The sequence below is a fragment of the Kribbella italica genome (assembly GCF_014205135.1).
Taxonomy (GTDB): Bacteria; Actinomycetota; Actinomycetes; order Propionibacteriales; family Kribbellaceae; genus Kribbella; species Kribbella italica.
In genome coordinates this window covers 5,323,933-5,350,683 of record NZ_JACHMY010000001.1, presented here as the reverse complement: position 1 = coordinate 5,350,683, position 26,751 = coordinate 5,323,933, and the positions used below count along the sequence as shown (strand labels likewise).

Annotated in this window: 27 protein-coding genes and 1 tRNA gene; 15 read left to right on the top strand and 13 right to left on the bottom strand. The window is 68.8% G+C overall.

From position 1 onward, the window contains the following. The first annotated feature begins 85 nt into the window (after positions 1-85). Positions 86-168, top strand: a tRNA-Tyr gene (locus tag HDA39_RS24935). 104 nt (positions 169-272) lie between these two features. Then, positions 273-644 (top strand): nuclear transport factor 2 family protein, encoded by a 372-nt coding sequence (locus HDA39_RS24930; RefSeq protein WP_184798949.1) that lies wholly within the window; start codon positions 273-275, stop codon positions 642-644. Between the two features lie 6 nt (positions 645-650). Here HDA39_RS24930 and HDA39_RS24925 read toward each other — a convergent pair whose 3' ends face one another. After that, on the bottom strand, positions 651-1,595 hold the full coding sequence (locus tag HDA39_RS24925) for a tetratricopeptide repeat protein (protein WP_184798947.1): 945 nt from the start codon (positions 1,593-1,595) through the stop codon (positions 651-653). A gap of 100 nt (positions 1,596-1,695) precedes the next feature. On the opposite strand from HDA39_RS24925, the gene HDA39_RS24920 reads away from it, so the two are divergent. Beyond that, positions 1,696-2,868 carry a hypothetical protein gene (locus tag HDA39_RS24920; RefSeq protein ID WP_184798945.1) on the top strand — a complete coding sequence of 391 codons (1,173 nt, stop codon included), beginning with the start codon at positions 1,696-1,698 and terminating at the stop codon, positions 2,866-2,868. 48 nt (positions 2,869-2,916) lie between these two features. Here HDA39_RS24920 and HDA39_RS24915 read toward each other — a convergent pair whose 3' ends face one another. The 4 genes from HDA39_RS24915 to HDA39_RS24900 form a co-directional block, all read right to left on the bottom strand. Beyond that, positions 2,917-4,185: a hypothetical protein gene (locus tag HDA39_RS24915; RefSeq protein WP_184798943.1), complete on the bottom strand. Its 1,269-nt coding sequence runs from the start codon at positions 4,183-4,185 to the stop codon at positions 2,917-2,919. A gap of 78 nt (positions 4,186-4,263) precedes the next feature. Next, the gene (locus HDA39_RS24910) at positions 4,264-5,766 is read right to left on the bottom strand and encodes an MFS transporter (RefSeq protein ID WP_184798941.1); all 1,503 of its coding nucleotides are present in this window, start codon (positions 5,764-5,766) and stop codon (positions 4,264-4,266) included. Further along, positions 5,763-6,332 (bottom strand): TetR/AcrR family transcriptional regulator, encoded by a 570-nt coding sequence (locus tag HDA39_RS24905; RefSeq protein ID WP_184798939.1) that lies wholly within the window; start codon positions 6,330-6,332, stop codon positions 5,763-5,765. Before HDA39_RS24905 ends, HDA39_RS24910 begins: the two co-directional genes overlap by 4 nt. 55 nt (positions 6,333-6,387) lie before the next feature. Continuing rightward, positions 6,388-6,804: a MarR family winged helix-turn-helix transcriptional regulator gene (locus HDA39_RS24900; protein WP_184798937.1), complete on the bottom strand. Its 417-nt coding sequence runs from the start codon at positions 6,802-6,804 to the stop codon at positions 6,388-6,390. Positions 6,805-6,897: 93 nt separating this feature from the next. On the opposite strand from HDA39_RS24900, the gene HDA39_RS24895 reads away from it, so the two are divergent. After that, positions 6,898-7,773, top strand: coding sequence for an LLM class flavin-dependent oxidoreductase (locus HDA39_RS24895; RefSeq protein WP_184798935.1), 876 nt, complete (start codon positions 6,898-6,900; stop codon positions 7,771-7,773). A 144-nt stretch (positions 7,774-7,917) separates the two neighbouring features. On the opposite strand, the gene HDA39_RS24890 is transcribed toward HDA39_RS24895, so the two are convergent. The 3 genes from HDA39_RS24890 to HDA39_RS24880 form a co-directional block, all read right to left on the bottom strand. Beyond that, a complete protein-coding gene (locus HDA39_RS24890) occupies positions 7,918-8,811 on the bottom strand; it encodes an aldo/keto reductase (protein WP_184798933.1) in 894 nt (297 codons plus the stop codon). Positions 8,812-8,820: 9 nt separating this feature from the next. Continuing rightward, on the bottom strand, positions 8,821-9,519 hold the full coding sequence (locus HDA39_RS24885; RefSeq protein WP_184798931.1) for an RraA family protein: 699 nt from the start codon (positions 9,517-9,519) through the stop codon (positions 8,821-8,823). Positions 9,520-9,589: 70 nt separating this feature from the next. Further along, positions 9,590-10,120 carry a P-loop nucleotide/nucleoside kinase family protein gene (locus HDA39_RS24880; RefSeq protein WP_184806523.1) on the bottom strand — a complete coding sequence of 177 codons (531 nt, stop codon included), beginning with the start codon at positions 10,118-10,120 and terminating at the stop codon, positions 9,590-9,592. 142 nt (positions 10,121-10,262) lie between these two features. Here HDA39_RS24880 and HDA39_RS24875 point away from each other — a divergent pair, with 142 nt between their 5' ends. Together HDA39_RS24875 and HDA39_RS41885 are read left to right on the top strand one after the other, a co-directional pair. Beyond that, the gene (locus HDA39_RS24875; protein ID WP_184798929.1) at positions 10,263-11,111 is read left to right on the top strand and encodes a class I SAM-dependent methyltransferase; all 849 of its coding nucleotides are present in this window, start codon (positions 10,263-10,265) and stop codon (positions 11,109-11,111) included. Between the two features lie 168 nt (positions 11,112-11,279). After that, positions 11,280-12,314: an FG-GAP repeat domain-containing protein gene (locus HDA39_RS41885; protein ID WP_202893117.1), complete on the top strand. Its 1,035-nt coding sequence runs from the start codon at positions 11,280-11,282 to the stop codon at positions 12,312-12,314. Positions 12,315-12,362: 48 nt separating this feature from the next. On the opposite strand, the gene HDA39_RS24865 is transcribed toward HDA39_RS41885, so the two are convergent. The 3 genes from HDA39_RS24865 to HDA39_RS24855 are packed head-to-tail and all read right to left on the bottom strand — an operon-like array spanning position 12,363 to position 14,624. Next, a complete protein-coding gene (locus HDA39_RS24865) occupies positions 12,363-12,740 on the bottom strand; it encodes a VOC family protein (RefSeq protein ID WP_184798927.1) in 378 nt (125 codons plus the stop codon). A 10-nt stretch (positions 12,741-12,750) separates the two neighbouring features. After that, on the bottom strand, positions 12,751-13,590 hold the full coding sequence (locus HDA39_RS24860; RefSeq protein WP_184798925.1) for a TrmH family RNA methyltransferase: 840 nt from the start codon (positions 13,588-13,590) through the stop codon (positions 12,751-12,753). 38 nt (positions 13,591-13,628) lie between these two features. Then, a complete protein-coding gene (locus HDA39_RS24855; protein WP_184798923.1) occupies positions 13,629-14,624 on the bottom strand; it encodes a LacI family DNA-binding transcriptional regulator in 996 nt (331 codons plus the stop codon). 138 nt (positions 14,625-14,762) lie between these two features. Here HDA39_RS24855 and HDA39_RS24850 point away from each other — a divergent pair, with 138 nt between their 5' ends. From HDA39_RS24850 to HDA39_RS24835, 4 genes are read left to right on the top strand one after another with little or no spacing between them, the layout of a single operon-like run. Then, positions 14,763-16,577, top strand: coding sequence for a glycoside hydrolase family 127 protein (locus tag HDA39_RS24850; RefSeq protein ID WP_184798921.1), 1,815 nt, complete (start codon positions 14,763-14,765; stop codon positions 16,575-16,577). 2 nt (positions 16,578-16,579) lie between these two features. After that, a complete protein-coding gene (locus HDA39_RS24845; RefSeq protein WP_184798919.1) occupies positions 16,580-17,881 on the top strand; it encodes an extracellular solute-binding protein in 1,302 nt (433 codons plus the stop codon). After that, positions 17,878-18,756 (top strand): carbohydrate ABC transporter permease, encoded by an 879-nt coding sequence (locus tag HDA39_RS24840; protein ID WP_184798917.1) that lies wholly within the window; start codon positions 17,878-17,880, stop codon positions 18,754-18,756. Before HDA39_RS24845 ends, HDA39_RS24840 begins: the two co-directional genes overlap by 4 nt. 2 nt (positions 18,757-18,758) lie before the next feature. Beyond that, positions 18,759-19,592 carry a carbohydrate ABC transporter permease gene (locus HDA39_RS24835; RefSeq protein WP_184798915.1) on the top strand — a complete coding sequence of 278 codons (834 nt, stop codon included), beginning with the start codon at positions 18,759-18,761 and terminating at the stop codon, positions 19,590-19,592. A gap of 464 nt (positions 19,593-20,056) precedes the next feature. Here the strand turns inward: HDA39_RS24835 and HDA39_RS24830 are convergent, their stop codons facing one another. Next, positions 20,057-20,392 carry a hypothetical protein gene (locus HDA39_RS24830; protein WP_337925880.1) on the bottom strand — a complete coding sequence of 112 codons (336 nt, stop codon included), beginning with the start codon at positions 20,390-20,392 and terminating at the stop codon, positions 20,057-20,059. A 185-nt stretch (positions 20,393-20,577) separates the two neighbouring features. Between HDA39_RS24830 and HDA39_RS24825 the strand changes: the two genes are divergently transcribed. The 5 genes from HDA39_RS24825 (at position 20,578) to HDA39_RS24800 (ending at position 25,195) form a co-directional block, all read left to right on the top strand. Then, positions 20,578-21,624, top strand: coding sequence for a helix-turn-helix domain-containing protein (locus tag HDA39_RS24825; RefSeq protein ID WP_202893116.1), 1,047 nt, complete (start codon positions 20,578-20,580; stop codon positions 21,622-21,624). A gap of 62 nt (positions 21,625-21,686) precedes the next feature. Continuing rightward, positions 21,687-22,301 carry a YdcF family protein gene (locus tag HDA39_RS24820; RefSeq protein WP_238356139.1) on the top strand — a complete coding sequence of 205 codons (615 nt, stop codon included), beginning with the start codon at positions 21,687-21,689 and terminating at the stop codon, positions 22,299-22,301. 241 nt (positions 22,302-22,542) lie between these two features. Next, a complete protein-coding gene (locus HDA39_RS24815) occupies positions 22,543-22,941 on the top strand; it encodes a hypothetical protein (protein WP_184798913.1) in 399 nt (132 codons plus the stop codon). A 492-nt stretch (positions 22,942-23,433) separates the two neighbouring features. Beyond that, positions 23,434-24,267, top strand: a complete 834-nt coding sequence (locus tag HDA39_RS24805; RefSeq protein ID WP_184798911.1) for a type IV toxin-antitoxin system AbiEi family antitoxin domain-containing protein — start codon at positions 23,434-23,436, stop codon at positions 24,265-24,267. Beyond that, positions 24,260-25,195, top strand: coding sequence for a nucleotidyl transferase AbiEii/AbiGii toxin family protein (locus HDA39_RS24800; protein WP_184798910.1), 936 nt, complete (start codon positions 24,260-24,262; stop codon positions 25,193-25,195). Before HDA39_RS24805 ends, HDA39_RS24800 begins: the two co-directional genes overlap by 8 nt. A gap of 285 nt (positions 25,196-25,480) precedes the next feature. Here HDA39_RS24800 and HDA39_RS24795 read toward each other — a convergent pair whose 3' ends face one another. Then, a complete protein-coding gene (locus tag HDA39_RS24795; protein ID WP_184798908.1) occupies positions 25,481-26,737 on the bottom strand; it encodes a TerC family protein in 1,257 nt (418 codons plus the stop codon). Between the last annotated feature and the right edge of the window lie 14 nt (positions 26,738-26,751).

Below are 26,751 nucleotides of genomic sequence, written 5' to 3'. Positions count from 1 at the left end.
CCGAGTTGCTGTCTTTCCGATTTGCTGTCAGGGGCACTGTCTGTTGTATCGTCTCTCACGCCGGTTCACGAACCGGCACCACCCTGGCAGGTTGCCCGAGCGGCCAAAGGGAGCAGACTGTAAATCTGTCGGCTTATGCCTACGCAGGTTCGAACCCTGCACCTGCCACAGGGCAAGTGACAGCCCCTGATCCACCGGATCAGGGGCTGTTCTCGTTCGCCCCGGGCTGCGCCTGCCGTGGCCTAGCCTCAGGCGGGACGGAGGAGGCGCGGATGGCGGTCGAGGACGAGGTGCGGGCGGTGTCGGCGGCGTTCGACGTGGCGCTGGTGGGGAACGACGCGGGTGCGGTCGGGCGGTTCATGACCGACGACTGGGTGTACGTCGGGCCGTCCGGCGCGACTCCCCGGAAGGACGTCCTCGGCTGGATCGCGTCCGGGCAACTGGTCCACCACACCATGCGCGTGGTCGGGACCGAGCGGCTGGCCCGCGTAGGCGACGTCGTCGTACTGACCGCCCGGAAAGCCAGCTCGGGCTCCTGGGACGGGACGCCGTACGCGGTGGAGGAGTGGATCAGCGAGATCTACGTCCGCGTGGCCGGCGACTGGCGGTGTGCGTTCAGCCAGAAGACCGACGCTTCCGGCTGAGCCGCTTCACCACAGGAACGTCAGCTCAGCCAGTACGACGTGGGGCCGCTCCGCGAGCCAGGGATCGAGGCAGTTGCGGAGGTCAGCCTCGGAGCCCGCGAGGCCGAGGATCGTCGCGTCGGTGGCGGCGGGGGTGTGGGTGTGGGCCGTACCGGGGGAGCCGTGGGAGCAGTCGGCGCACATCAGGCGGATGCTCGACCAGTCGTCTAGGCCCAGGTCGCGCGGTCCGATCAGGTCGGCGAGGGCGTCGAGGTCGGTGGGGCCGGTGCCGAGGATCTGGGCCTGCCAGGTCGGCAGGTCCGATGACTCCAGCCGGGCCAGCTGGTCGAAGACCGCGACCTCCTGCTCGCCGAGGCGGCGGGTGCCCTTGGGCTCGCCGTCGTGGAGCAGGACGTCGCGGAAGCGGTGCCCGGACGCCGGCAGCGGAACGCTCGAGATCACCGCGTGGGCAGGGCTGCGGCGCCGGCACCAGATCACCTCGGTGTCGCCGAACTCCGGGACCACCTGGTGCGGCAGGCTCGGGCGATCGGGGTTCACCCGGATCGGCACGTAGCCGAAGTTCACGTCGATCGGCTCGGTGCCCGCCTCGATGCCCTCGATCCCGTACGCCGTCCAGGCGCTGCGCGCGGTCGCCCAGTCACCGATCGCGGTGGCGGCGATGCCCAGGTTCCAGGCGGCCGGGTTCTCCCCGTCGTACTCCGCCGCGTCCTCGGCGGTGAACAGGTCCACCGCGCGCTGGTTTCGCGCGACCGCCTCGGCCCACTCGCCGCGCGCCTTGGAGTACATCCCGGCCTCGAACCAGATCGCGGAGAACTGCGGCAGCGCCGCGGTCATCTCCGAGGCCAGCCGCCCGGCCGCGGCGGCGTCGCCGACCCGGTCCGCCTCCTTCCACTCGTCCCACATCGCCTTCGCCGTCCGGCCGCTCGGCGTACCATCCCCATGCGCATCCATGACGCGCATCCTGCCGCAGACTGCCGGGGAATAGGCGGTGTGCGGACCGGAGTTGCTGGTTGTGGAAGACCCATGAAGTGATCGAGGAGAAGAGCGGGCGATGAAACCCACCGAGTTCGTCAAGGTGAACACTCAGTTCTGGGGCGAGCACCTGAAGAGTGTCAGCGAGCACCTGCCCGTCAGCCACTCCCGCGAACTGCCCGGCCCGCTGCTCTACCCGCGGCTGATGATCCTGACCGAGACCCCCGACTGGAACATCCTGGAGCTGGCCGGCGTCAGCCGCGAGTACCGCTCCCTGGAGGTCCGCCGGCAGAAGGCCGCCGGCATCGACGAGTACTTCGGTACGACGGCCGGCGCGAGCGCCGTCGTCGCGCTGCCCGACGAGAGCGTCGTGAAGGACGCGACGATCGCCAGCGAGCGCGGCAAGAACGCGCTCTCGGACTCGTTCCCCGCGACGCAGAGCCTGCTCGGCAACGAGATGGTCGGCCCGAGCGACCGGCTGCTGGACTTCCAGCCCGGCAACTACGCCGTACTGGACCGCGTCCTGCTGGCCCAGTCGTCCGGCCTCGCGGTCCGGCTGAAGTGGAACTTCTTCACGATCGCGATCCACCGCTCCGAGCCCGCGGACAAGTACCGCGACTTCCTCCAGCGCCTGGTCGGCAACTCCCAGCACCTCGACCCGATCGGCACCTTCGCCGTACCGCGGGGCGAGCGCGTCGAGCAGGCCCTGAAGGCGGACCAGTTCGCCAGCACCTACCTGCACGGCCTCGCGAAGCTGACGACGGCCGAGTTCCTCGCCAAGCACGAGGACATCCTGCTGTCGGCGTTCGACGCCACCCGCCTGATCGTCCAGCCGTCCCTGGAGTCGTCGGACGGCACCATCACGCCCGACTTCGTCCTCGAACGCGAGGACGGCACGCACGTCGTCGGCGACCTCGCGCTCCCGCTCCGCGAGACCGGCCAGAAGCACCGCCGCTCCCTGGACATCCCGGCCGGCGCGAGCCGCTTGGCGGCGTACCAGAAGTACTTCACCGCCGCGGACAACCAGGCCTTCGCCAAGACCAAGTACGGCGTGGAGATCACCGACGCCCGCACGGTCCTGGTCGTCGGCACGCAAGACCCGGCCGCCGACTTCCCCCAGGCCGCGAAGACCGCGTCGTCCCTGGAGGTCGTCGACTACGACACCCTCCTCCGCCTCCACCTCGCGTCGAAGTCCGCCACCCCGGCGACTCCCACCGACTCAGGCGCCACCAGCATCGCAACGATGCCGTAGGTCCTCGCCGAGCGCGGCCCGTGCGGGGTCGCGCTCAGCGCAAGGACGTCAGCTCGTGGTCAGCACGAAGTTCGGGGACACCTGCCAGCTCAGCGGGCGACCGCCGTACGTGAAGGCCGGCACCAGGTAGCGGTAGGCGAACCGGCCGCGCTGCGTGGCGGTGAACGTGTAGCTGCCGGTCCCGTTGCTGGTGGAGACCCATTTCAGGTCGCGCCAGGCCTGTCCGTCCCAGCGCTGCAGCGTCGTTCGCACGTTCGCGGGCGGTGCCAGCGTGACCCGGGTCGTCACGCGCTGCCCGTACGTCGCTGTGGAGTCGGTGAAGCCGCCGGTGACGCCCGGCCGGGTCAACGTGGTCGATGCGCCACTGATCACGCCCAGCCCGAGGCTGCCGTTGGCGAAGTGATCGGGTACGGCGACCCGGTACTGCCGGGTCCCCCAGGCGACCGGCGCGAACCGGAACGCCCCCTTCGCCGTGCTCTGGACGGTGCCCACGACGTACCAGGGCGAGGCCGCGTCCGCCCGGGCGTGCAGCACGACCGGCCGGGGTGCCTCCCCGGTTTGCTCCGCCCAGCACGGGCCGGGATCGCACCGGCGGGTGAACCGCTGGAGCTGCCCGGTGATCACCGTCGGCTGCCCGTACGTCGTCGCGGCCGGGACGGACACGCTGCCGAACCGCTCCGAGTCGACCTCGACCCCGGCTCCGGACCACGCGGCGGACCACTCGTTGTAGTCGCGCACGCTGACGCCGATCGGCGCCGCGTCGTGCGGCGTGAAGGTCGCCGACGTCGCGGCCCCGGCGTCGGCCACCAGGTCCCAGATGGTGACGGTCGCGAGACTCGCGTACACCTGGAACCGGTGCGGGCCGAGCGGAAGGTCCAGCGGATCGCCCGGGTTGGGATCGGCCGGATCGGCGCCCGCGTGCCACTTCATCGTGAACTGGTTGCCGGCGGCAGCGGTCAGCGAGTCGATCACCGGTGAGCCCCGGAGCGAGGTGTCGAACGCGACAGACAGCCCGGCGGGGCTCGTCGAAGCGTTCCCTCCGGCGTACACGGCGATCCTGACCACGGTCCCCGGGTTGAACTGGCCAACCCCGATGTCCACCTGGTTCCCGGCGGCCGTGGTGACCTGGGTCAGATAGCCGAGCCCGTCGGCGTACTGCGGAAACACGCGATTCGGCACCGAACCCGTCTCGCTCCACGTCACCCGGACGTGCGTGTGCGCGGCACTCGCCCACGTCACCTTCACGTTGGTCGGAGCCGGGTCAGCCGCCTGAGCCGGACTCACCACCCCGACCGCCATCAACAACCCCAAGGCCATAGCCACCACCGCTGCGCGCACAGGATCACCCCACTCTCACCTGCTTGATGCGCGCAGCGCGCCGGAAGTTACCAGCGCTCAGTGGTGGGTGGCTGACAGGTCCAGACTCCGCGGCGTCAGGTACAGGACCAACCCCGCTACCGCCAGCAACAGCAGCCCGCCGGCCAGACCGAACCACGTGAGGGAGTCGGTGAAGGCCGTCTGGGCGACCCGTGCCAGGACCGGGTTGTCGAGGGTCAGCGCGCCGGCCAGCGACTCGCGGGCGATCTCGGGAGCATCGCCAGGCAGACCGGCGCGGTAGACCGCGGCGGCGAGGCTGCCGAGGACGGTGATGCCCAGGGCGGCGCCGATCTCGTAACTGCTTTCCTCGATGGCGGCGGCGCTGCCGGCCTGGGCGACGGGGGCTCCGGCCATGATGACGGCGGAGGCGACGGCCAGGGGAGCGGTGCCGATGCCGATCAGCGTCAGCGACGCGGCGATTCCGGCGTACGACAACGGCTGCGGCAGCAGGAAGAGCAGCAGGAAGCCCACCGCGCCGATCGCCAGGCCGGCGACCAGGACGGTCCGCGGACCGATGCGCTGGGCAACGACCGGCGCGAGCGGCGAACCGACGAGGCCGCCGACGGCCATCGGCAGCAGCGCGACCCCCGACGCGAGCGGCGACCAGCCCTGGACGAGTTGCAACCACTGCGAGATCAGCAGCAGTGCCGCGACCATCGCGAAGCTGGTGATGAGCGCGGTGAGGACGCCGGCGGTGAACCCGCGCCCGCGGAACAACCGGATCTCCAGCATCGGCTCGGCCGCCCGCAGGGAGCGCAGCACGAATCCCGTGAGCAGCGCGGCGCCCAGCAACCCGACGACCAGCACCTCGACGGTGACGCCGTCCTTGCCGAGCTCCTTGATCGCGTAGACCAGCCCGACCATTCCGACGATCGACAACCCGGTCGCCAACGGATCAAGCCGTCCCGGCCGGTCCGAACGGCTCTCGGGCAGCAGGAGCAAGGCGGCGACGAAGGCCACCACCATCACCGGCACGTTGAACAGGAACGCCGAGTGCCAGCTGAAGTTCTGCAGCAGCGCACCACCGACGATCGGCCCGAGCGCACCACCCACGGCGGCGGTCGCACCCCAGATCCCGAGCGCCGTCGCGCGCTCCCGGGCGTCCGGGAACAACGACCGGATCAGCGACAACGTCGACGGCATGATCATCGCGCCACCGACGCCGAGCAGCACCCGGATCGCGATCACGGACTCGGGGCTGTCGGCCAGCAGGACGCCGAGCGAGGCCACGCCGAAGATCACGAACCCGGTCACCAGCATCAGCCGCCGCCCGAGCCGGTCGCCGAGCGCGCTGGCCGTGACCAGCAGGCCCGCGAGCACCAGCGAGTAGATGTCGACGATCCACAGCTGCTCGACCGAGCTCGGCCGCAGGTCCTCGGCCATCGCGGGCAGCGCGAGGTTGAGGATCGTCATGTCCATCACGACCACCAGCAGGCTGGCCGACAGCACGGCCAGTCCGCCCCAGCGGCGCCGAGCGCTCGGGGTTTCTGCTGGCGGCGTGTACGTCGTACCGGCGGTCATCGGGAATCTCCAGTCGCAGTGCCAGTGAGCAGGGTCGAAAAGACGAGCGCGTCGAGGTCGCGGCGGGCCACGTCGCCGCGGCGCAGCGCCTCGCGGGCGGCGATCATCAGGCCGTACACGGTGTGCTCGATCCAGCGCGCCGGCAGGTCGGAGCGCAGGACGCCGGCCCGCTGCGCGCACGCGTAGAACTCGACCTCGCGGTCGATCAGCAGGTTGGTCCGCGTCATCAGCTCCGGCATCGCTTCCATCCGGTTGTTGGCCAGCGCGTACGCGAACTCGTCGGCGTTCTCGACGAACCAGGTCACCAGCTCGCCGAGGCAGGAACGGATCCGTTCGGGGTCACCGGACTCGCCGGCCGCGACCATCCCGGTCTCGTCCTGCGAGCGCGCCCAGTGGTCGAGCGCGCGCTCGCCGATCTCGCGCAGCAGCGCGTCCCGGGAGGCGAAGTGCCGGTTCAGCGTCGCCCGCCCGATCCCGATCGCGGCCGCGAGATCGGCCATCGAGGTGGTCGGGTCGGAGTTCAGCCGCCGGAGGGCGGCATCAAGCACCTGGGAACGAGTCAGCATGCTCCCAGTAGACACTATTGTCCCGTTTGAGACAAGTTTGTCTCACCTGAGACGCTCAGGACTCAGTGATCACGCCGATCGCCGCGACCACGGCCTTCCGCTGGGTCGCCGGAAGTCCGGCCGTCAGTTCGGCGATCCGATCCGTGTACGCCGTGTGCGCCTGGTGCGCGAGTTCGGTCCCCGGCGCGCTCAGCGCGATCCGGCAGGCCCGTCGATCCGCGGGGTCCGGCTGCCGCTCGACCAGCTCCCGCCGTTCGAGCCGGTCGACCATGCTGGTCAGGCTCGATCGCTCGATGCTCATGATCCGGCTCAGCTCGGTCATGCCGAACGGCCCGGCGAGCAGCACGCAGAGCAGGTGCGCCTGCTGCGGTGTCAGACCGAGCGGCCGGCTCGACTCGGCGTACAGGTCCTGGAGCTTGTGCATCAGCTGGACCAGCGAGCCGACCAGTTCGGTGTCCTGCGCAACGGCCATGCCTCCATCGTAGTCCGCTCCTCGGATTGTCGGGAGAGCTGATATTTCGGTGTACTACTATTTAGATCTACGAACTACTTGGGAGGAACCGCGATGACCGTCAGATTCGGAATCGGTGCCCCGTCGGCGCTGCCCGCGCTGCTCCGCACGGCCGAGCAGGCCGATCGGGACGGGCTCGACCACCTGTCGATCGCCGATCACCCGTACGGCGCTCGCGCGCTCGACGCGTACGCCGCGATCGGGTGGGTGCTGGCGCGGACCGAGCGGATCTCCGGCCTGGTCAACGTCACCAACCTGCCGTTGCGCCCGGCACCGATCCTGGCCCGGACGGCGTCCACGCTGGCCGCGCTGTCCGGCGATCGACTCGTGCTCGGCCTCGGAGCCGGCGGCGCACCTGACCTGATCACCGCGATGGGCGGCCGGCAGCAGACGCCGCGCGAGGCCGTCGACGCGTTCGAGGAGGCGATGGTGCTGATCCGCTCGCTGACCACGGCCGGTCCGGCGGTAACGTCGGCGGGACCGCACTACCCGGTGACGGGGATCCCGCCGGTCGCGGCGCCGGGGCTGCAGATCTGGACGGGCTCCAACGGTCCGCGCTCGCTCGCGGCGACCGGGCGACGGGCGGACGGCTGGATCCCGGGCCACGCGGCGGACTGGCTCAGTTCGGCGTACCGGCAGGCGCGTCCGATCGTCGACGCGGCGGCGCTCGAGGCCGGTCGCAAGCCGTCGGACGTCGCGACGATCTACAACTTCCCGGGCGCGATCACCGACCACCCGCTGGACCGCACCCGCGACGACGAGGGCCGGTGGATCGGCGGATCGGCCGGCCAGTGGGTCGAGGAACTGACCGGCGCGGTACTGGAGCACGGTGCGGCGGGATTCACCTACTTCCCGCGCGGCAGCAACGCGGACGAGCCGGTCCGCTGGGCGCAGGAGATCGTCCCCGCCGTACGCGCCGCGATCTCCTGAGGGGGCGGAACTCGGCCGCAGAGCGCCCCGCGGCTGACGGACGTCCACCACCTTCCAACCTCGCCCGGCCGGGCGCCTTCACGCTCGAGCCCGGCCCGCTCGGGCCGAATTCAGGTGGTTAGAAAGTGGTGGACGTTCACCCCGTCAGCTCAAGGCCGCCAGTTCTTCCGCCGACAGCTCGATCGCGCCCGCTGCGACGTTCTCCTCCAGGTGCTCCGGGTTCCCCGTGCCGGGGATCGCGAGCACGTGCGGCCCCTGGTGCAGCGTCCACGCGAGGCGGATCTGCTGCTCCGACGCGTCCTTGGCCGCGGCGATCCGGCGTACGGCGTCGGAGTGGTCGGTCGTCGCCGTCCCTTCCCGCGAAGGCCCGGCGATCGCGAAGAACGGAACGTACGCGACCCCGCGCTCACCGCAGATCGGCAGGAACGTGTCGTCCTCGCGGTGCGTGTCGAGCGCGTACGAGTTCTGCACGCAGACCACCGGCGCGATCGGCTGCGCCTCGTCCAGGTGGTCCAGCCGGATGTTGGACAGCCCGAGATGCCGGATCAGCCCGGCGTCGACCAGGTCGGCGAGCGCGCCGAAGCGTTCGGCGATCGAGTCCTCGCCCGGCTTTTTGATGATCCGCAGGTTGACCACGTCGAGCGCGTCCTTGCCAAGCTGACGCAGGTTGAGCTCGACCTGCTCGCGCAGTTCGGCTGCTGTCGTCGCCTGGTAGAAACCACGCTCAGCGGCGGATCCCGGCCCGACCTTGGTGGTGATCACCAGGTCCGCCGGGTACGGCGACAACGCCTCGCGGATCAGCTCGTTGGCGTAGCGGACCGGCCCCTCGCCGACCCCCATCGTGCCGCCGGGAGAGGCGTAGAACGCTGCGGTATCGATGTGGTTGACGCCGAGCTCGACGGCCCGGCGCAGCACCCGGATCGCGACGGCGCGATCCGGGTTCGGGGTTGTGCGCATCGCGCCGAACCCCAGTCGGTTGATGGTGAAGTCGCCCAGCTTCCAGGTACCCGCGGCAGCCGCGGAGAGGTTTTCAGGCATCCGCCCACCCTATTCCTCGATCGCGCCACGCTTGGCTCGCAAGTGCGCCCGGAACGTCAGCGTGGGGTCGGCCGCGCGCGCCGTCAGGTACTCGTCGAACCCGACCTGCTCGCGTAACGACGTACCGGCCGCGATCAGGGCCGACTGCCGCCGTTCGGTGTCGCGGATCGACTCCGCCAGCGCGAACAGCTCGTCGACCTGCGCGGCCGGAACGAAGACGATGCCGTCGTCGTCGGCCAGTACGACGTCTTCGTTGCTCACGGCCCATTCCCCGACCGTTGCCGTCGTCAACGCGTCGGCAGGCAACGGATCGAGCCGCAGGGGTCCCGTCGGCAACGACCCGAGGCTGTAGACCGGCAGCCCGATCGCCCGGATGTCGGCCGAGTCCCGATGCAGCCCCCACACCACGAGCCCGGCGAGACCGGCGTTCTTCGCCTCCAGTACGACGAGGTCGCCGACGCAGGCCTCGTCCAGCCGCCCGCCGTTGTCGGCGACGAGGACGTCACCCGGCTCGGCCTGCCCGAACGCCTCCAGGAAGATGTCGACGCTGCCGACGTGCTGAGCCGGAAGCACCCGCCCGGCCAGCCGCCCCGGCAGAGCGGCTGTCAGCCCCACGCACCGCACCGCCACCTTCGCGCGGACACACGCGTCGGCGACGTGCGCCGTGGTCAGTTCGGCGAACCGCGCCGTCAACTCGTCGGGCTTCATCAACTGCCTCCCCAGGGTCGAGCACCGACCCTAATCACGCGATCGATACGCCACCAGATACCCGCCGTACTCAGCGGGCCAAGAAGGTCAGGATCTCCGGCACGTCAGGGGAGTAGCCGTCGCTGGTGTCGACGGTGAGCGTCGGGACCGGCAGCGCGATCGGGTCGAACGACTCGTGCACGGTACGACGCCGCTGTTCGTCGTACTGGCTGTCCTCGTGCGCCGCCCGCGACGGCGTGCTGCCGGAACGAGCGGCCATCCGCGCGAACGCGACCTCGGCGGGGACCATGCAGTGCACGATCCGGAACTCGGCCTGCCCGATCAGCGGCGTCAGCCCGGGCTTCCAGAGCCGGTCCTGGAAGGCGGCCTCGGCAACGACCGACGAACCGCGTCCGACCAGCAGGCCGAGGACGTCGAAGAACGTCGCCAGCGTGCGCATCGTCAGCGGGTCGGACGGCCCGGGAACGAAGTCGGGGGTGGCGTGCGCCATCCCCTCCTTGATCTCGTCCCGGCAGATCGCCGGGCACCCCACGCCCGCCGCGAGCCGGTGGGCCAGCGTCGTCTTGCCGGTTCCCGGCGGTCCACTCACCACGATCACCATCGGAAGCACCGCCGCACCCTAGCGCCTCGGCCGTCCACCTGCTTGTTGCCTGCAGCAATAAAATGTCTCGATATGCAAGACGTAGGGTCTCAAAGAGCAAGATTTACGGTTAGTCTGAGCGGGAGACAAGGGAGTCCACACGATGAGCAACGTCTATACCCACGGCCACCACGAATCCGTTCTCCGGTCACACCGCTGGCGCACCGCCGCGAACTCGGCCGGCTACCTGCTGCCGCGCCTGCGGCCCGGTCTGAGCCTGCTCGACGTCGGCGCCGGTCCCGGCACGATCACCGCCGAGCTGGCCGCGCTGGTCGCGCCCGGCCGGACCACCGCACTCGAGGCGAACGAGTCCGCCCTCGACATCACCCGCGCGACCTTCGCCGAGCGCGGGCTCGCGCCGCGTGCTCCGGGCGACGTCGTCGCGGGGTCGGCCGGCAGCCCGGCGATCGAGGTCGACTTCGTCGTCGGCGACGTGCACCGGCTCGATCTTCCCGACGACTCGTACGACGTCGTGCACGCCCACCAGGTCCTGCAGCACGTCGCCGATCCGGTCCAGGCGCTGCGCGAGATGCGCCGGGTCTGCAAGCCCGGCGGGATCGTCGCGGCGCGCGACTCCGACTACCACGCCTTCACCTGGTACCCGGAGCTGCCGGAGCTCGACGAGTGGATGGAGCTGTACCAGCGGCTGGCCCGCGCCAACCAGGGCGAGCCGGACGCCGGTCGCCGGCTGCTGTCATGGGCCCGCGAGGCTGGGTTCGAGCAGGTCGAGGCGACGGCGAGCAACTGGACCTTCGCGAACGTCGAGGACCGCGACTGGTGGGGTGGGATGTGGGCTGACCGCGTGCTGCAGTCCGCGATGGCCGACCAGGCGCGGGCGTCCGGCGTACCGGAGGCCGCGCTGGAGCGGATCTCGGCCGCTTGGCGGGCCTGGGCCGCGGCGCCGGACGGCTTCCTCAGCCTGCTGCACGGCGAGATCGTCGCGATCGCCTGACCATAACCAAGCGTGATGCGGGTGTCCGCTGGGCAGAAAGTTGCTCACTCGGTGTAACGGTCGGCGCGGACCGTCGATAGAGGGGTGTTGGCGGTACGCCGGCCGGGGGCCCTGGGGAGGGAAGGGCCGGCGCAACGGCCGCCTCTGATGTCCGAGGGGGACAACTTCATGCGTTACAGATCCGCAGCTCTGGGGCTGGCGGTGGCGGCTCTGGCTGCCGTCGGCCTCACCGCACCGGCTTCGGCCCGTACGACGGAGAGTTCGGCCGTCGCCGCCACCAAGGTCGTCACGTCGGCGATCAAGTGGGGGCAGAACGGCGACATCGCCGTCCCGCGCTCGTACGTCGGCGACAGCAAGCTCGAGCTCGCCGTGTTCCGGCCGAGCAACGGGACCTGGTACATCCGCGGCTGGACGAACATCAAGTTCGGCCAGGCGGGGGACATCCCGGTCCCGGCCGACTACAACGGGGACGGCCGCGCCGAGCTCGCCGTGTTCCGCCCGTCCAACGGGTACTGGTACATCCGCGGCGTCGGCCAGTTCGTCTGGGGCCGGGCCGGCGACGTACCGGCCGCGTCGAACTACGTCGGCGACAGCCGCGCCGAGGCCGCCGTCTGGCGCCCGTCGGTGGGCCGCTGGTTCATCCGGGGAGCCGCTCAGATCTCCTGGGGTGCGAACGGCGACATCCCGGCGCCCGCCGACTACGTGGGCGACAGCCACAGCGACCTCGCGGTGTTCCGGCCGTCGCTGGGCCGGTGGTTCATCCGCGGCGCGTCGCAGATCTCGTGGGGTGTGAAGGGTGACGTGCCCGTTCCCGCCAACTTCGTCGGCAGCGCGAAGGCGGAGCTGACCGTCTTCCGCCGGGGCGCGTGGTTCACGCGCGGAGGCAGCACGCTGACCTGGGGCCAGAACGGCGACCGGGCCTACCCGGGCAACTACGCCGGCACAACGGCCACCGACCACACGGTCTGGCGCCCGTCGAACGGGACCTGGTACTTGCGGTACGTGGTCACGGTGAACCCGCCCAAGCCGCCGCCTCCGCCGCCGACCAGGCCGGGCTGCGACCCGTCGTACCCGACGGTGTGCATCAAGCCGCCGCCGCCGGATCTCGACTGCCCGCAGATTCCGTACCGGAACTTCCGGGTCGTCGGCGCTGACCCGCACCGGTTCGACGCGGACAACGACGGGATCGGCTGCGAAAGCTGATCCTTGCCCCAGGCAACCGGCCCCCGAGTAGCAGATCGGGGGCCGGTTTCACTTCCCCGCGAAGACCACCAGATACCCGTCCGGATCCCGCACCCACAACTCCCGATGCCCCGCGTTCGGGTTGTCGTGCACCCCGGTCTGCACCTCCGAGGCAACAACCCGCGACGCCACCGCCTCCAGATCATCCACCGCGAACCACACCGCGAACCCGTTCCCCAACGGCACGTCCGGATCCCCGAAGACCCCGTGATGATGCCCGACCTCCAGCTTGTGCAACTGCAGCACCAACTGCCCGTCGACGTTCACCCGCTCGTACTCCGGCCCGCCGTGCGCACTCGCCCCGCCCAGCACCCCGCAGTACCAAGCACTGCTCTTCTCCACATCGCGCACCGCCAGCAACGGCTGCGGTCTCACCGAAAGCGTCATGCCAACGACGCTAAGCGGTCCCGCCCGCGGAAGTCTTGGACGAATGGGCACGCTGCCGCGAAGCCTCGTACAGCACCGCCGTCGCCGCGTTCGCCGCATTCAGCGAACTGGCCGCCCCACCCATCGGAATCCGCACCAACTCGTCAGCCAGCTCCTTCCACGCCGCCGACAGCCCGGAAGTCTCGTTCCCCACGAGCAGCAACGTCGGCTGCGTGAAGTCGAAGTCGTACACATCCACCGACCCGTGCTCATCGGTGCCCACCACAACAATCGGTACGCCGCCCGCCCGCTGCTCCGCGACCCACTCCATCACCTCACGCTGCGACGGCACCCGCACGGCAGGCAACGCGAACAACGAACCCGTACTGGCCCGCACCGCCTTCGGGTCGTACACATCAGCCGCATGCCCGGTCACGATGAACCCGTCCGCCCCGAACGCGTCCGCCGACCGGATGATCGACCCGATGTTGCCCGGCCCGGTCGGCCGGTCGAACACCACGCCGAGAAACGAACGCCCGACCGCGATCCGCGACAACTCGTCCGGCGGCATCGCCACCACGGCAACGATCTCGGCCTCGGTCTTCTCCGTCAGCTCCGCGAGCAGCTCCGGCTCCATCAGCACCCGCTCGGCCTGCCGCTGACTCTGCAGCAACTCCCGCGCCCACTGCGAGGGCACCCGCGACGCGTCCTGGATCAGCACGTTGACCGTCCACCCGTGCTCGACCGCGAGGCTGATCGGCCGCACGCCCTGAACGATGAACTCGCCGGCGCGCTGCCGCTTGTTGCGATTGCCGAGCAGCGCCTGCCACACCTGGAACCGAGCATTCCGACTACTGACCCGCGTCGCCATAGTGCCCAACAGTACGAGGGGGACTCACGACGGGAGTCTCAGGTCCCGAGCGTCGACTCCCGCGGCACCAGTTCCATCGGCATCGACACCAGTCCCGACGGCGCGGCTCCACCGATCATCTCCAGCAGCAACTGCGCCGTACGCCGCCCCAACTCCTCCAGCCGCAGGTCGACTGTCGTGAGCGGCGGCCGGCTCGCCAGCGCCATCACGCTCCAGTTGTCGAACCCGGTCACCGCGACGTCGTCCGGCACCGCCCGTCCGAGCTCCCGCAGCCGGTCGCACACCCCGCGCGCGATCTGATCGCTTCCGCACGAAATCGCGTCCACCTCACCGGTCCGCAGCAGTACGTCGACCGCGTGCCGCCCCCAGCGCTCACTCCACTCCCCGTGCAGCGGTTCGCCGATCAACGCGTCGCCCGCCGCGGCGACAGTCGCCGCAGCCCGAACCACCGCACTGCGATGCGTCGCCGGCCCGGTCACGTGCGCGATCCGCCGCCGTCCCAGCGACAGCAGATGCCGTACGGCGGACGCAGCCCCGCCGTGATCGTCCATCACCACGGAGGTGCCCGCGGGATCGCTGGACGGACTGAACGCGTAGACCACCGGCATCGGTACGTCGATCGGCGCCCGCGGCTCGGTCCGCCGGCCGGTGACGATGATCCCGTCGACCCGCCGGGCCACCAGGGACTTCAGGTAGTGCGACTCGCGCAGCGCGTCGTCCCGGGTGTCGCACAGCACGAGCGCCATCTCGCCCGCGCTCAACGCGTCCTCGGCGCCGAGCATGATCGGGATGCTGAACCGCCCCGAGCTGTCGGTCGTAATCAGCCCGACCGTGTAGCTGCGCCCCGACGACAGGGCCCGGCCGCGGCTGTCCGGCGTGAAGCCGAGCTGCTCCGCCGCCCGCCGTACGCGCTCGCGGGTCTCCTCGCGGAGCTGGCCGGTGTCGTTGAGCGCCTTGGACGCCGTACTGGTCGAGACGCCGGCCAGGGCGGCGACGTCGGTGATCCGCGGCACGACCGGTCCCCGTGACGCCATCTGCCACCCTCCCAGCATTTCCGGACTTTCCGTCAGAGTACCGGATCGGCACCTTGCGACCCCTTGACCGAGCGTCGAAGGGTCCTTACGGTCGATAAGGAAAACGTGTTCCGTCCGTTTCTGCGAGGAGCCGCTTTGATGCCGAAGGACCAGCTCTCCCCTGCCGCCACCACCCGCGCCGTGCTCCGGCCGATCGGCCTCGGCCGGGCCCGGATCACCGGCGGCTTCTGGTCACCACGCCAGCAACGCAACGCCGAGAACGCGATCCCGCTCGGCCAGGACCAGCTCGAAAGTGCCGGCAACCTGCAGAACCTGCGGCTGGCCGCGGGCATCGGCGAGGGTGAGGCGATCGGTCCGGTCTTCGCCGACTCCGACGTCTACAAGTGGCTCGAGGCCGTCGCCTGGGAGTACGGGCGCAACCCGTCCGAGGACCTGCTCCGCCGCCAGCGCGAACTGACCGCGGTGGTCGCCGGCGCCCAGCGTGACGACGGCTACCTCGACTCGGTCGTGCAGCTGCGCGAAGGCGACCAGGGTCGCTACCAGAAGCTTGTCTGGAGCCACGAGCACTACTGCGCCGGGCACCTGATCCAGGCCGCCGTCGCGCAGGTCCGCTGCACCGGCGACACCGGGCTGCTCGACGTCGCCGTGAAGCTTGCCGATCACCTGGTGAGGACGTTCGGCGACGACGGGATCCGCGACGTCGACGGCCATCCGGTGATCGAGATGGCCCTGGTCGAGCTCTACCGCGAGACCGGTACGGCGGCGTACCTGGACCTCGCGCGCTGGTTCGTCGAGGTGCGCGGTCACGGGATCATCGCCGGCCACGGCCACGAGCCGACGTACTTCTCCGACCGCCGTCCGGTGCGCGAGGCAACGACGGTCGAAGGGCACGCCGTACGGGCCGTGTACCTCGCGGCCGGCGCGGCCGACGTCGCGGTCGAGACCGGTGACACCGAGTTGCTCGAGGCACTCAAAGTCCAGTTCGCGCACATGTGGGACACGAAGACCTACGTCACCGGCGGCCTGGGCGCGCGCTGGGAGGGTGAGGCGTTCGGCGACGAGCACGAGCTGCCGCCGGACCGTGCGTACGCCGAGACCTGCGCCGCGATCGGCGGGATCCAGTGGGCCCATCGGATGCTGCTGGCAACCAATGACGCCTTTTACGCCGACGCACTGGAACGGATGCTCTACAACGGATTCCTCGCCGGTGTCTCGCTCCAGGGCAGCGAGTACTTCTACGTGAATCCCTTGCAGCACAGGGGAAGCGCGCATGCCGACGGCAACCGGAGTCCGGCGCACGGCCGGCGGGGGTGGTTCGACTGCGCATGTTGCCCGCCCAACATCATGCGGACGCTCGCGAGTCTCGACGGCTACCTGGCGACCACCACGGCGGACGGTGTGCAGCTCCACCAGTACGCCGAGTCGGCGATCACCACCGACACCACCGAACTCCACGTGGCAACCACCTACCCCTGGAACGGCACCGTTCGCATCACCATCCCCAAGACCCCACCAACTCCCTGGACCCTCTCCCTCCGCATCCCCACCTGGTGCGAGAACGCCACTGTTGACGGCAAGCCGGTCGACCCCGGCCAGTACGCCGCCATCACCCGAACCTGGTCGCCCGGCGACACCGTCGAGCTGCAACTCCCGCTCACGCCTCGCACTGTCACCGCGGCGCCGCGCGTCGACGCCGTACGAGGTTGTGTCGCGATCGAGCGCGGCCCACTCGTCTACGCCGTCGAACAGGTCGACCAGGACGCGAACGTCGACGACCTCCACCTGCTCGACGCGCCGATCGCGGCCCACCACGAGCCGGACCTGCTCGACGGCGTCACCGTGCTCACCACCCAAGGCCGCGTCGACTCGCCGACGCACATCACGGCCGTCCCGTACTACGCCTGGGCCAATCGCGAGATCGGTGCCATGCGGGTCTGGCTGCCGCGTGGCTGACCATGCTGACCAGGAGGCGATTCCTCGGTACGGCGGCCGCGCTCGCCGGGATCTCGGGCTGCAGCTCGGTCCTGCCTGAGCCGGATGTCGCGGCGCCCGGCTTCGGCACGGGCGCCACCGGGACGGTGAAGGTGTGGTGCAGGGCCGCGACGCAGACCGGTCTGACCAGCCTGGTGGAGAAGTTCAACGCGTCGCAGGACCGGCTGCGGGTAGAGCTGACGCCAGTGCTCGACGCGCAGTACGTGACCAAGCTGGCCACCGCGATCCGCGGCCGCGGCGTACCGGATCTGGTCGACATCGACGACATCAACTCGATGCTGTTCATCTACCGCGACGCGTTCACCGACCTCACCGAAGCGCTGCAGGCGCTGGACTTCCGGGCCAAGCTCAGCCCCGGGCACCTGCGGCTGGCGACCCGCTCCGGGCGTGCGTACGGCGTACCGTACCTGGCCGACAACTCGATGTTCTGGTTCAACACCGAGCTCTGCGACCGCGCGGACGTCGATCCCGACCAGGCGGTCACGTCGTACGACGAACTGCTCGCCGCCGCGCGCCGGCTGCGCAAGCTCGGCGACGACATCTACGCGTGGAGCTTCCCGGCGAACAGCCCCGGCGCCCTCGGGTTCGTCGTCCAGCCGATGGTCTGGGCGGCCGACACCGACCTGATCCGTGGCGAGGTCGGGCAGCAGGAGGGCAACATCGTCGGCAACGACGTCGTCCAGCGGATGCTCGAGCTGCACCGGCAGCTGTGGGTCGACGGACTGGTGCCGAGGGCAAACTTCTCCGACGACGCCTCGCGCTGGGGGAGCGACTTCCGGGCCGGTGCTGTGGGGATCTTCCCGTCGAACTACAGCGTCGTCGTCTCCGGTTCCGACGAAGCCTTCCATGCCAAGGTGACGCCGCGGCTGCTCTCCGGGCCGGACGGCGGGTCGGCGTTCTTCGACGGCGGCGACAACATGTGCATCCCGCGCGGCGCCGAGAACGCGTCCGGTGCGTGGGAGTTCGTCCGGTTCGCTTTGGATCTGCCGCAGCAGAGCGACCTGCCCGCGGGCGGGTACACACCGGTGCGGTCCGACGTCGCGACGCCGGAGTTCGCGAAGAAGTTCCCGCTCGCCACGCTGCCGCTGGAGCGGATCGAGGAGGGCTACGCGCCGACCACCCTGTCGTACAACCTGCTCTACAACCAGCCGGACGGGCCGTGGCTGCAGATGTTCCGCCGGGCCGTGTTCGACGGCGAGCTGGAGGCCGCGATGTCCGAAGCCCAGGAGTCGTACGACCGGATCCTCGCGCAGGGGCAGGCATGAACCGCGCGTCGCTGACCCACCCGCCGCGGACGGGGTTGCTGCTGGTCGCGCCGGCGGTGCTGTTCGTGGGAGTGTTCGTCCTGGTGCCGTTGGGTTTCGCGGTGGTGATCTCGCTGACCAACTGGCCGCTGATCGGTGACGTGCGGTTCAGCGGGGTCAAGAACTACACCGCGATCGTCTCCGACGCGGCGTTCGCCAAGTCCGTGCTGTACACGCTGCTCTACACGGTGATCGTGACCGGCCCGATCCTCGTGCTCGGCTACGCGCTCGCCGTCCTCGTACGACGTAAGCGTCGCGGCTCGACGCTGCTCCGGACGGTCTTCTTCCTGCCGTTCGTGGTCGGCCTGTCGACGCTCAGCTTCGTCACCGTCCTGGAGGCCCAGCCGGAGAGCGGCGCGATCAACATCCTGCTCCGCGGTCTGGGCATCACCGACGGTACGACGGCCTGGCTGGTCGACGGTCCGCTGGCCACCGGGCTGATCTGCGTGCTGGTGATCTGGGGCGTCTCCGGGCTGACGATGATGCTGCTGATGGCCGGGATGCAGGCGATCCCACGCGAGTTCTACGAGTCGTCGGAGCTGGACGGCGCCGGTTGGTGGCAGCAGGAACGCGAGATCACCATCCCGATCCTGCGCCGGACGATCGCGATGGCGGTCATCATCTCGGTCGTCGGCTCGCTGCTCGCGTTCTCGCAGTTCTACATCCTGACCCGCGGCGGACCGGGCACGGACACCACGACGGTCGTCCAGTACATCTACAACCGCGCCTTCGTCCAGCTCCAGCTCGGCGCCGCCACCGCGCTGTCGGTCGTGCTGGTGGTCGTCGTCGGCCTGGTCACCGCGGCGCAGTTCTGGCTGCTCCGGGAGAGGGACTGACGATGCCGCGTCTCAAGAACGTCTTCTACGTCGTCGGCGGCCTCGGCGCGTTGCTGGTCTTCGCCGTACCGTTGCTCTGGGCCCTCTTCCGCTCGGTCCAGCCGAACGACGTGATCGTCGCCGCACCGGACCGCGCGACCTTCTTCCAGCTCACCTGGGACAACTTCCGCACGCTGATCGAGGGCCCGGGCAACCTGTTACGGGCCGTTGGCAACAGTCTGGTCGTTGCCCTCAGCACCGCCGTACTGACCGCTCTCCTCGCAACCCTGGCCGGCTACGGCTTCGCCAAGTTCCGCTTCCGCTCCGGACCGGTCCTGTTCGCGCTGGTGGTCGTGTCGATGATGATCCCGTTCCAGGCGATCCTCACCCCGCTCTACCTGCAACTCAACGTCATGCGCCTCACCGACAGCCTGTTCGGCCTCGTCCTCTTCTACACCACCGTCAACCTCCCCTTCGGCGTCTTCGTCATGCGCAACTCCTTCTCGTCCGTCCCCGCCGAACTCGAAGACTCCGCCCACGTCGACGGCTGCGGCACCCTCCGCATGATCGCCTCGGTCCTCCGCCCCCTGATCACCCCCGGCGCAGCCACCGTCGCCCTCTACGCCTTCCTCGCCGCCTGGACCGAGTTCCTGGGAGCCCTCACCTTCCTCACCAAGGACGAGCTCTACACCCTCCCGGTAGCCCTCGTGAACGTCCAAGCCGGCGCCTACGGCGAAGTCAACTTCGGCTCCCTGGTAGCAGGCTCAGTCATCGCCATGATCCCCTGCGTGGTCTTGTACGTCGGCCTCCAACGCTTCTACGTCACCGGCTTGGCCTCGGGAGCCGTCAAAGGCTGACTTCCCCCACGCGCTGCCACGCACGGGTGAGTGCTTTCTCCCACGCGGTGCTACGCCCGCTCCTTCGTCGCGTGCTCCGCGCCGCTCCCGCCCGCCCGGTTGTGAGTGCGCGTGCTGGCGCCCGCTTCTCGTGCGCGCTGGCGCGCTGAAGTGCCGCGCTATCGCGCGAGCACGCGCTGGCGCGCTGAAGTGCCGCGCTATCGCGCGAGCACGCGCTGGCGCGCTGAAGTGCCGCGCTATCGCGCGAGCACGCGCTACCGCGCAGAGAAGCTCTTCGCCGCTGGCGTCCCACGGGCTTGCCCGGCGATGCGGCCCGGGTGCTCTCCACCGCCCGCTCGTCGTGGAACGGCCGACCCGACGCGCGCAGGGCAACGCCGGACCGGCCGGCCTTCAGGTCCCTGCTCGAGTGGTGAGGCGGCACAGGGCGCGGCACTCGAACAGGGATCGTTCCTGGGCTCCCCGGCTCAGAGGGACGGACTGGCAACGACGACGCGTGCGCCGGTCGTCCGCTCGAAGGTGTCCTTCACGTTGTGTGTCACCGCCAGTGCCGCGAAGTGCAAGCGGCTGGGGATGACGACGGCGGTGACCTCGTAGCGATTCACCGCATCGATCAGAGCCTCGAACGCCGCCGGACTGGTGTCGTTCTCTTCGACGTACACCGTGCCCATCGCAAACCCCTCGGTCCGAGCGAAGGTCTCCAGTTGGTCCTTGATGTCTGCCAACTCGCCGTCGGTCATGAGGAGGTGTTTCAGCACGTACCCGAGCAGCAGGGGCCGGGTGTAGTCGACTGGGCAGGGCACGCGGATCACTCCTTCGGATTGGGTTCGGGATCAGCCTGCGGTGCAGGCCGATTTACCCCAATGACCGGCTGTGGAACTTCCGTGGCACCTGCGCTGCGCACGAGCCTGATTCCTGCTTTGATTGCGGTCGGAGAGGAGTTCGGTGCGGAGCGTCATCACGTGGACTGGGTTCGAGGCCAGGGCATTTGCGTCTGGCCCTGCGGTTCAGCGTGCGCGCATTCGCCGAACACCTCGGAGTCGCGATCCGGACAGTGTCCAAGTGGGAGGCCGCAGGTCTCTCGCGCCAGCCGCGACCGGACATGCAAGCTGCGCTGGACACGGTGCTCGCTCAGGCCGATGCCGAGGCTCGCGCCCGCTTCGAAACTCTTCGGACAAGTGACGGGCAGCCCCGACCGCGACCGCTGACCCGGTGGGACAACGAGTCCTGGGTCGACGACCTGGATCGCGCCCGCCTTTACGCGGATCGGCAGAACTTCGGACTGGCATCTCGCTTGGTCGAGCGGTGGCTGGGGCGTGCGGCTCAGACAGAGCTTGACCAGGCCGGCCTGTACCTCCAAGCGCGTTCTCTGGTGCTCTTGGGCAACCTGCAGCGCGATCAGGGCGAACTCACCGGGCCCGGCTCAGCGAGATCGGCGTACAAGAAGGCGCTTGCTACCTTCGCCGCCCTCAAAGCGGCACCTCGGGTGGGCCAGACCGAACTGCTCCTCACAGTCGTCGCCGAGATGTCGGGCGAGATCGAGCAGTCCGCACGCAGCTACCAGGAACTCGCCGACGACGAGCGTCTCAACCCGCTCGACCGTGCGCGAGCACGGCTCTGGATCGGGACCGCCCTGGCGAAGTCCCCGCAGTTCGGCGACGAGAGGGCCGCTGCCGCACTGGCAGCGATCGGACGTGCGATCGGCGACTTCGAGACCCTGGACGAGCCGGACGAGTGGGGAGTCGCCCATCAGAAGCTCGCATTGGCGCATCTCGCTGCCGGCAATCCGGACACGGCTCATCGCTCGATGGACGTTGCCGTCGCGAACAGCCGCGACGACTCCCCACTGCAGCGCGTCAAACTCGATACTGCTCGCGCGCATATCCTTCTGGCGGACAAAGCGACCCGAGGTAGCGCCGTCGCGCTGTTGGAGCGATCGCGGATCCATGCGATGAAGCACAAACTCATTCATCAAGTCGCCAGCATTGACCGCATCAGAGCCTTGGCCGACAACACCAGCGGGGTACGTCGATGATGGAGGCAAGAATCAACACGCCCGGAAACGTTCCGACGGATGATCAGCTCAAGGATGCCCAGTTGATCTGGGACTACCACCAGATGCACCACCAGCTCAGACCGGTTGACGTCGGTATCGGACTCGGCAGTCACGACCTGGGCGTCGCGACTTTCGCCGCCGACCTCTATCACCGGGGCTTCTTCCCGTCACTCGTCTTCACAGGAGCGACCAGCCGTACGACGGCAGCGCGGTTCCCTCGCGGCGAAGCGGTTCACTACCGCGAACATGCCATCGAACTCGGCGTACCGGACTCTGCGGTGCTGGTCGAACCACGAGCGACCAACACCGGCCAGAACATCGCCTTCACGCGCGAAGTCCTCGCTGACAGGATGGCGTCGGTCGGCTCGGTCCTGCTGATCTCCAAGCCGTACATGGAGCGCAGAGCCTTCGCGACCTGTCAGAAGGTGTGGCCGGAGGTCGAGGCCGTTTGTGCCTCAGAGTCGATCGAGTTCGCCGACTACCTCGACAGCATTGGAGACTCGAGTTTGGTTCTCGACATGCTTGTCGGGGACCTGCAGCGGGTGATCGAGTACCCGGCACTTGGCTTCGCTGTCGAGCAGGTCGTGCCTGATGACGTCAGCGCCGCCTACGGACGCCTGATCGAGGCCGGCTACGTCAGCCGCCTGATCAGGTGAGGTCACAGCAGCCGTTCACACCTGTGCGATTCGCCATCTGAACTGCTTCCACGGCTGTCGACCCTGCATCTAGTCGGGGCATTGGGGACGATGCTGGCCGAAACCAACAGGCCGGCGGCAGGCACCGATCGAGCGCTAGCGAGCGAGAAGTCCGCGCTGGACGACGGTGGCCGGCCACAAGCAAGGCCTCCGATGCGGACAAAAGGTCAAATCGTGCTGGTGACTGTGATGTGGTGAGAGAGTGATCGATGAAGAGTGGGCGGCGGTGCCGAGATCCATCAAGTTGATCGTCTGTGGCGCTGCGGTTGTCTTTTCCTACGGCACTGTCGTGCACGCCGTTGCCATCGCCGACCGTGGACTCGATGCCTACGAGCGGTACCCGATGTGGCTGGCGCTGTACTTCACGCTCTTGGTCGTCTTCGATGCAGTCGCGGCGTTACTTCTGCTGTTGGGCCGGCGCATCGGCCTCGTTCTTGGCTGTGCAGTCCTGGCCACCGACGCCGCAGCGAATGGATACGCCAACTACGTCTTCGATCCGGGCAGCGGTGGCGCTGCTGGCCGGGTCTTCCAAGCTTTCATCACCGTATTGGCGATCGGTCTTCTCACGACAGCGCCACGTGTCTGGCCGTGGCTGCGGTGAATTTGAGGTGCCGAGCGAGCCGTTCTCAAGCGCAGCGCGCCGATGTACCGCGCTACCGCGCGGGTGTACAACAGGAGACGCCTGTTGCGCTGGGTGTGGTTGGGTGCCCGGCTCATGGGCTGATCCCGCAAGCACGTCGTCCCGCAGCTCCGGTCCTAAACCGGCCCATGGCTGACTACTTGCAGGTTTCGGCGGCTACGCCGACGCGTGATGACGCGGTGCGCCTTGCGGGATAGACCGTGAGCTCTGGTCTTGCCGCCGGTGCGCAGGTCGTTGGGCCGGTCATCTCGGTGTTCTGGCACAACGGGGCCTACGGCGAAGGCGCGGAGTGGCAGGTGCTCGAGCACCCGCCGCGCTGAATCCCGCCCCAAAGGCGTCCAGTAGCGCCGGACATGTGCATCGGTCGATCTTGGAAAGTAACATTAGAAGCGGAAGGCGCTTCAAAAGTAACGCCTAGAGTGTTACTATCCAAGTAGTTGGGAGGTGAGACAGATGCTTGCACTAGACGTGTTGGAGACGTTGGAACTACTCGGGTCCGGTCAATGGGGACTGGTGACCACCGCCCAAGCCTCCGAGGTCGGTGTTTCCAAGATGCGGCTGTCGCGGCTCGCCGACCGTGGCACTCTGCAGCGTGTCCGGCATGGCGTCTACTCGCTCCCTTCGGCCGACACAGGGCCACTGCAAGGCCTGCGGGCGGCATGGCTTTCCGCTGGCGGCCGGTCGGCGGCAGATCAGCCGCTGACCGTAGTTTCTGGTGAGTCAGCCGCAGCCGTGCACGGACTAGGTGACCTGCTGCCGGCCAAGTACGAATTCTCTTCTGCGGTGCGTCGGCAAACCACGCAGCCGGACACCCGGTATCGCAAGCGCGATCTGTCCGATGGAGACGTCGTCTGGGTCGAGGGGTTGCCGGTGACCAGTGTTGCGCGGACCGTCGAAGACCTCGCTGCAGGCGGTACCGATTTCGATCACCTCGCGGCTGTGGTCCGTGATGCGTTCACCAAGGGCACCGCTGCCGACCGTCTCGCCCAGGCGCTCGAGCCATCGGCAGACCGCTTCGGATCACCCGATGGTGATGCGCTGCTCGTCGCTCTGCTGGAGACAGCCGGCTACCGACCTGACGCGAGGGTGCTGGAGTTGGTCGCTCCCGATCTGCAGGAGAAGCTTCTCCAAGCGGTCACGCCCCGGCTCGACGATGTCGTCAGTCGGGCTGTTGCCGAACAACTCCGCGAGGTGAGGCGCGAGGCCGCGCGGTATCAGCTGGCGACGCAGAAACACCTGACACCAGATGTCGACCGTCGGCAGAGTAAGGAGGCCGACGATGGCTGAACCTTTGACGCTACTGGAAGCGAGCCGTCTCAGGGTGGCCCTGGGGGCAAGGCTGGCGAACGAGGCCAGAAGTCGCGGCGTCGCGGCCGACCCGGTTCGCAAGCAGTACATCTTCACGATCTTCCTCAGCCGGCTCTTTCAGGACCAGGACGCACCCTGGGTGCTCCTAGGTGGCAACGCCCTGCTGATTCGGATCGGCAGTGGTCGCTTCACTCAAGACATCGACCTGGCTCGCCAGACGGCGTGGGACAGCGCGGAAGCTGCCCTATCGGAACTCCGGCTACTCTCCAGCCGACCGCACCGCGGGGATCCGTTCGAGTTCGACCTGCATTCACTGACCACCAATCGGGAACCCGACGCCTACGGGTACGGTGCGGAAACCGCCAAAGTGAAGGCACGGGCGCTGCTGGGCGGACAGGTGTTCGAGACGTTCAGCATCGACCTCACCACCCGCCGGCATGTTGATGCTCCGGTAGATCAGGTGGCCCTGAAGCCGATTATCGAGCACGAGACTCTGCAGGACCTGCCCTCGGTCCCCACTGTCCCGATCGAGAATCATCTCGCCGACAAGATCTGCGCCCTCTACGAGCGACATGGTCAGAGCGGCGACAAAGCATCGAGCCGGTACCGTGACCTGGCCGACATCGTGCGGATCGTCAGCGCTGTTCCCTTCGATGCTGCACGGCTGGTCACGGTCCTCCAGCGAGAAACCGGTCGACGCCAGATGTCACTGCCTCGCAGCGTCGAGGTGCCCGGTGAGGAATGGGGCGTCGACTTCCCTCGAGCGGCTGCGGAGTTCGCGGAGTATTCACGCGAGTACTGGGATCTGAACGCGGCGCTGAGCTTCTGCGGCGCCTGTCTTGACGAGGTCCTCAACGGCGACCGGGCCAGCGGCACGTGGGATCCGGACCGCAACTCATGGCAGTAGCGAAGTAGGACGCATGGTGCGTGCGGTAGCGCGCACCCCGACCGAAGGCCGGCTGCCCTCGCTGGGCAGCGGTGGCCGTCCACAGGCCGGCCGCTTTCAACGAAGCGCGCCAGCGCGCACTCAAGCGGGCGAAGCACGCGTGCTCGTGCGCCAGCTCGCACTGCCTTCAAAGAAGCGCGTCAGCGCGCACTTGAAGCGGGCGCAAGCACGCGCACCCACCAACGGGCGGGCGGGAGCAGGCGCCGTGCGAGCGCCAGCGAGCCTAGGCGGCTGCGTGGGATGTGCTCAGCTCTTCTGCTGCGGCCCGTAGAGCGGGGTCGGGTCTGGCCCGAGGACCTCGTCGGCGGGGTGTTGGCCGCTGGCGATGGCGGCGTCGTGGCTCAGGGCGGCTCGGCCGCAGAGTTCCAGGAGTTCGGGCTCGTTCTTGACGATCTGTTTGGCTTTGGGGCCGAGTTCGATGATGTGGTCGCGGGACTCGATCAGGCGGCGGTAGATGCGTTCGCGTTCGACGGGGTCGTCGGTGTACTCGGAGTCCAGGTACGCCGTGGCGTCGCGGCGGGCGTTGGCCATGGCGGTTTGGGTTCGGCCTCGGGTGCTGAGGAGGGAGGCGAGGACGGTGATGACCAGGACCACGAGGATGACCAGCAGCGAGAGGCCGGTGCTGATTTCGGCGACCTCGATGTGTTCGCCGTCGTTGATGAACGGGACGTTGTTCTCGTGCAGGGCGTGCAGGACGAGTTTGACGCCGATGAAGCCGAGGATCGCGGCGAGGCCGAAGGACAGGTAGATCAGGCGGTCCAGGAGGCCGTCGAGCAGGAAGTAGAGCTGGCGCAGGCCGAGCAGGCTGAAGGCCGTGGCGGTGAAGACGATGTAGACGTTCTGGGTCAGGCCGAAGATCGCCGGGATCGAGTCCAGGGCGAACATCAGGTCGGTGCCGCCGATCGCGACCATCACCAGCAGCATCGGGGTCATCGCGCGCACGCCGTCCACCACCGTGAACAGCTTGTCGCCGTCGTAGTACTCGGTCGTCCGGAACAGTCGCCGGCTCAGCCGGACGATCACGTTCTGCGCCGAGTGTGACTCCTCGGTCGACGGCCGCAGCATGTTGCCGGCGGTCAGCAGCAGGGCCAGGCCGAACAGGTAGAACACCCAGGCGAACGTGTTGATCAGCGCCGACCCGAGCAGGATGAACCCGGTCCGCGCCACCAGCGAGAACATGATGCCGAACAGCAGCACCTTCTGCTGGTCCTCCCGCGGCACCCGGAAGCTGGTCATGATGATCAGGAAGACGAACAGGTTGTCGACCGACAGCGCCTTCTCGGTCACGTACCCGGCGAAGTACTCCGAGCCCGCCGCGGTCCCGCCGAGGACGAACGTGCCGACGCCGAACAGCAGCGCGATCCCGACGTACACGCTGGACCAGAGCGCGGCCTCGCGCAGTTGCGGCACGTGCGCGCGGCGGACGTGGAAGAAGTAGTCGAAGGCGAGCAGCCCCAGGATGCCGGCGATGGTCAGGATCCAGACCAGCGGTGAAACCTCCATGGACGTACTCAACC

Bases quoted from the DNA above. Each gene is read 5' to 3' on its own strand.
- HDA39_RS24930 (WP_184798949.1), top strand. From the start codon at position 273: ATGGCGGTCGAGGACGAGGTGCGGGCGGTGTCGGCGGCGTTCGACGTG.
- HDA39_RS24925 (WP_184798947.1), bottom strand. From the start codon at position 1,595: ATGGATGCGCATGGGGATGGTACGCCGAGCGGCCGGACGGCGAAGGCG.
- HDA39_RS24920 (WP_184798945.1), top strand. From the start codon at position 1,696: ATGAAACCCACCGAGTTCGTCAAGGTGAACACTCAGTTCTGGGGCGAG.
- HDA39_RS24915 (WP_184798943.1), bottom strand. From the start codon at position 4,185: ATGGCCTTGGGGTTGTTGATGGCGGTCGGGGTGGTGAGTCCGGCTCAG.
- HDA39_RS24910 (WP_184798941.1), bottom strand. From the start codon at position 5,766: ATGACCGCCGGTACGACGTACACGCCGCCAGCAGAAACCCCGAGCGCT.
- HDA39_RS24905 (WP_184798939.1), bottom strand. From the start codon at position 6,332: ATGCTGACTCGTTCCCAGGTGCTTGATGCCGCCCTCCGGCGGCTGAAC.
- HDA39_RS24900 (WP_184798937.1), bottom strand. From the start codon at position 6,804: ATGGCCGTTGCGCAGGACACCGAACTGGTCGGCTCGCTGGTCCAGCTG.
- HDA39_RS24895 (WP_184798935.1), top strand. From the start codon at position 6,898: ATGACCGTCAGATTCGGAATCGGTGCCCCGTCGGCGCTGCCCGCGCTG.
- HDA39_RS24890 (WP_184798933.1), bottom strand. From the start codon at position 8,811: ATGCCTGAAAACCTCTCCGCGGCTGCCGCGGGTACCTGGAAGCTGGGC.
- HDA39_RS24885 (WP_184798931.1), bottom strand. From the start codon at position 9,519: ATGAAGCCCGACGAGTTGACGGCGCGGTTCGCCGAACTGACCACGGCG.
- HDA39_RS24880 (WP_184806523.1), bottom strand. From the start codon at position 10,120: ATGGTGATCGTGGTGAGTGGACCGCCGGGAACCGGCAAGACGACGCTG.
- HDA39_RS24875 (WP_184798929.1), top strand. From the start codon at position 10,263: ATGAGCAACGTCTATACCCACGGCCACCACGAATCCGTTCTCCGGTCA.
- HDA39_RS41885 (WP_202893117.1), top strand. From the start codon at position 11,280: ATGCGTTACAGATCCGCAGCTCTGGGGCTGGCGGTGGCGGCTCTGGCT.
- HDA39_RS24865 (WP_184798927.1), bottom strand. From the start codon at position 12,740: ATGACGCTTTCGGTGAGACCGCAGCCGTTGCTGGCGGTGCGCGATGTG.
- HDA39_RS24860 (WP_184798925.1), bottom strand. From the start codon at position 13,590: ATGGCGACGCGGGTCAGTAGTCGGAATGCTCGGTTCCAGGTGTGGCAG.
- HDA39_RS24855 (WP_184798923.1), bottom strand. From the start codon at position 14,624: ATGGCGTCACGGGGACCGGTCGTGCCGCGGATCACCGACGTCGCCGCC.
- HDA39_RS24850 (WP_184798921.1), top strand. From the start codon at position 14,763: ATGCCGAAGGACCAGCTCTCCCCTGCCGCCACCACCCGCGCCGTGCTC.
- HDA39_RS24845 (WP_184798919.1), top strand. From the start codon at position 16,580: ATGCTGACCAGGAGGCGATTCCTCGGTACGGCGGCCGCGCTCGCCGGG.
- HDA39_RS24840 (WP_184798917.1), top strand. From the start codon at position 17,878: ATGAACCGCGCGTCGCTGACCCACCCGCCGCGGACGGGGTTGCTGCTG.
- HDA39_RS24835 (WP_184798915.1), top strand. From the start codon at position 18,759: ATGCCGCGTCTCAAGAACGTCTTCTACGTCGTCGGCGGCCTCGGCGCG.
- HDA39_RS24805 (WP_184798911.1), top strand. From the start codon at position 23,434: ATGCTTGCACTAGACGTGTTGGAGACGTTGGAACTACTCGGGTCCGGT.
- HDA39_RS24800 (WP_184798910.1), top strand. From the start codon at position 24,260: ATGGCTGAACCTTTGACGCTACTGGAAGCGAGCCGTCTCAGGGTGGCC.
- HDA39_RS24795 (WP_184798908.1), bottom strand. From the start codon at position 26,737: ATGGAGGTTTCACCGCTGGTCTGGATCCTGACCATCGCCGGCATCCTG.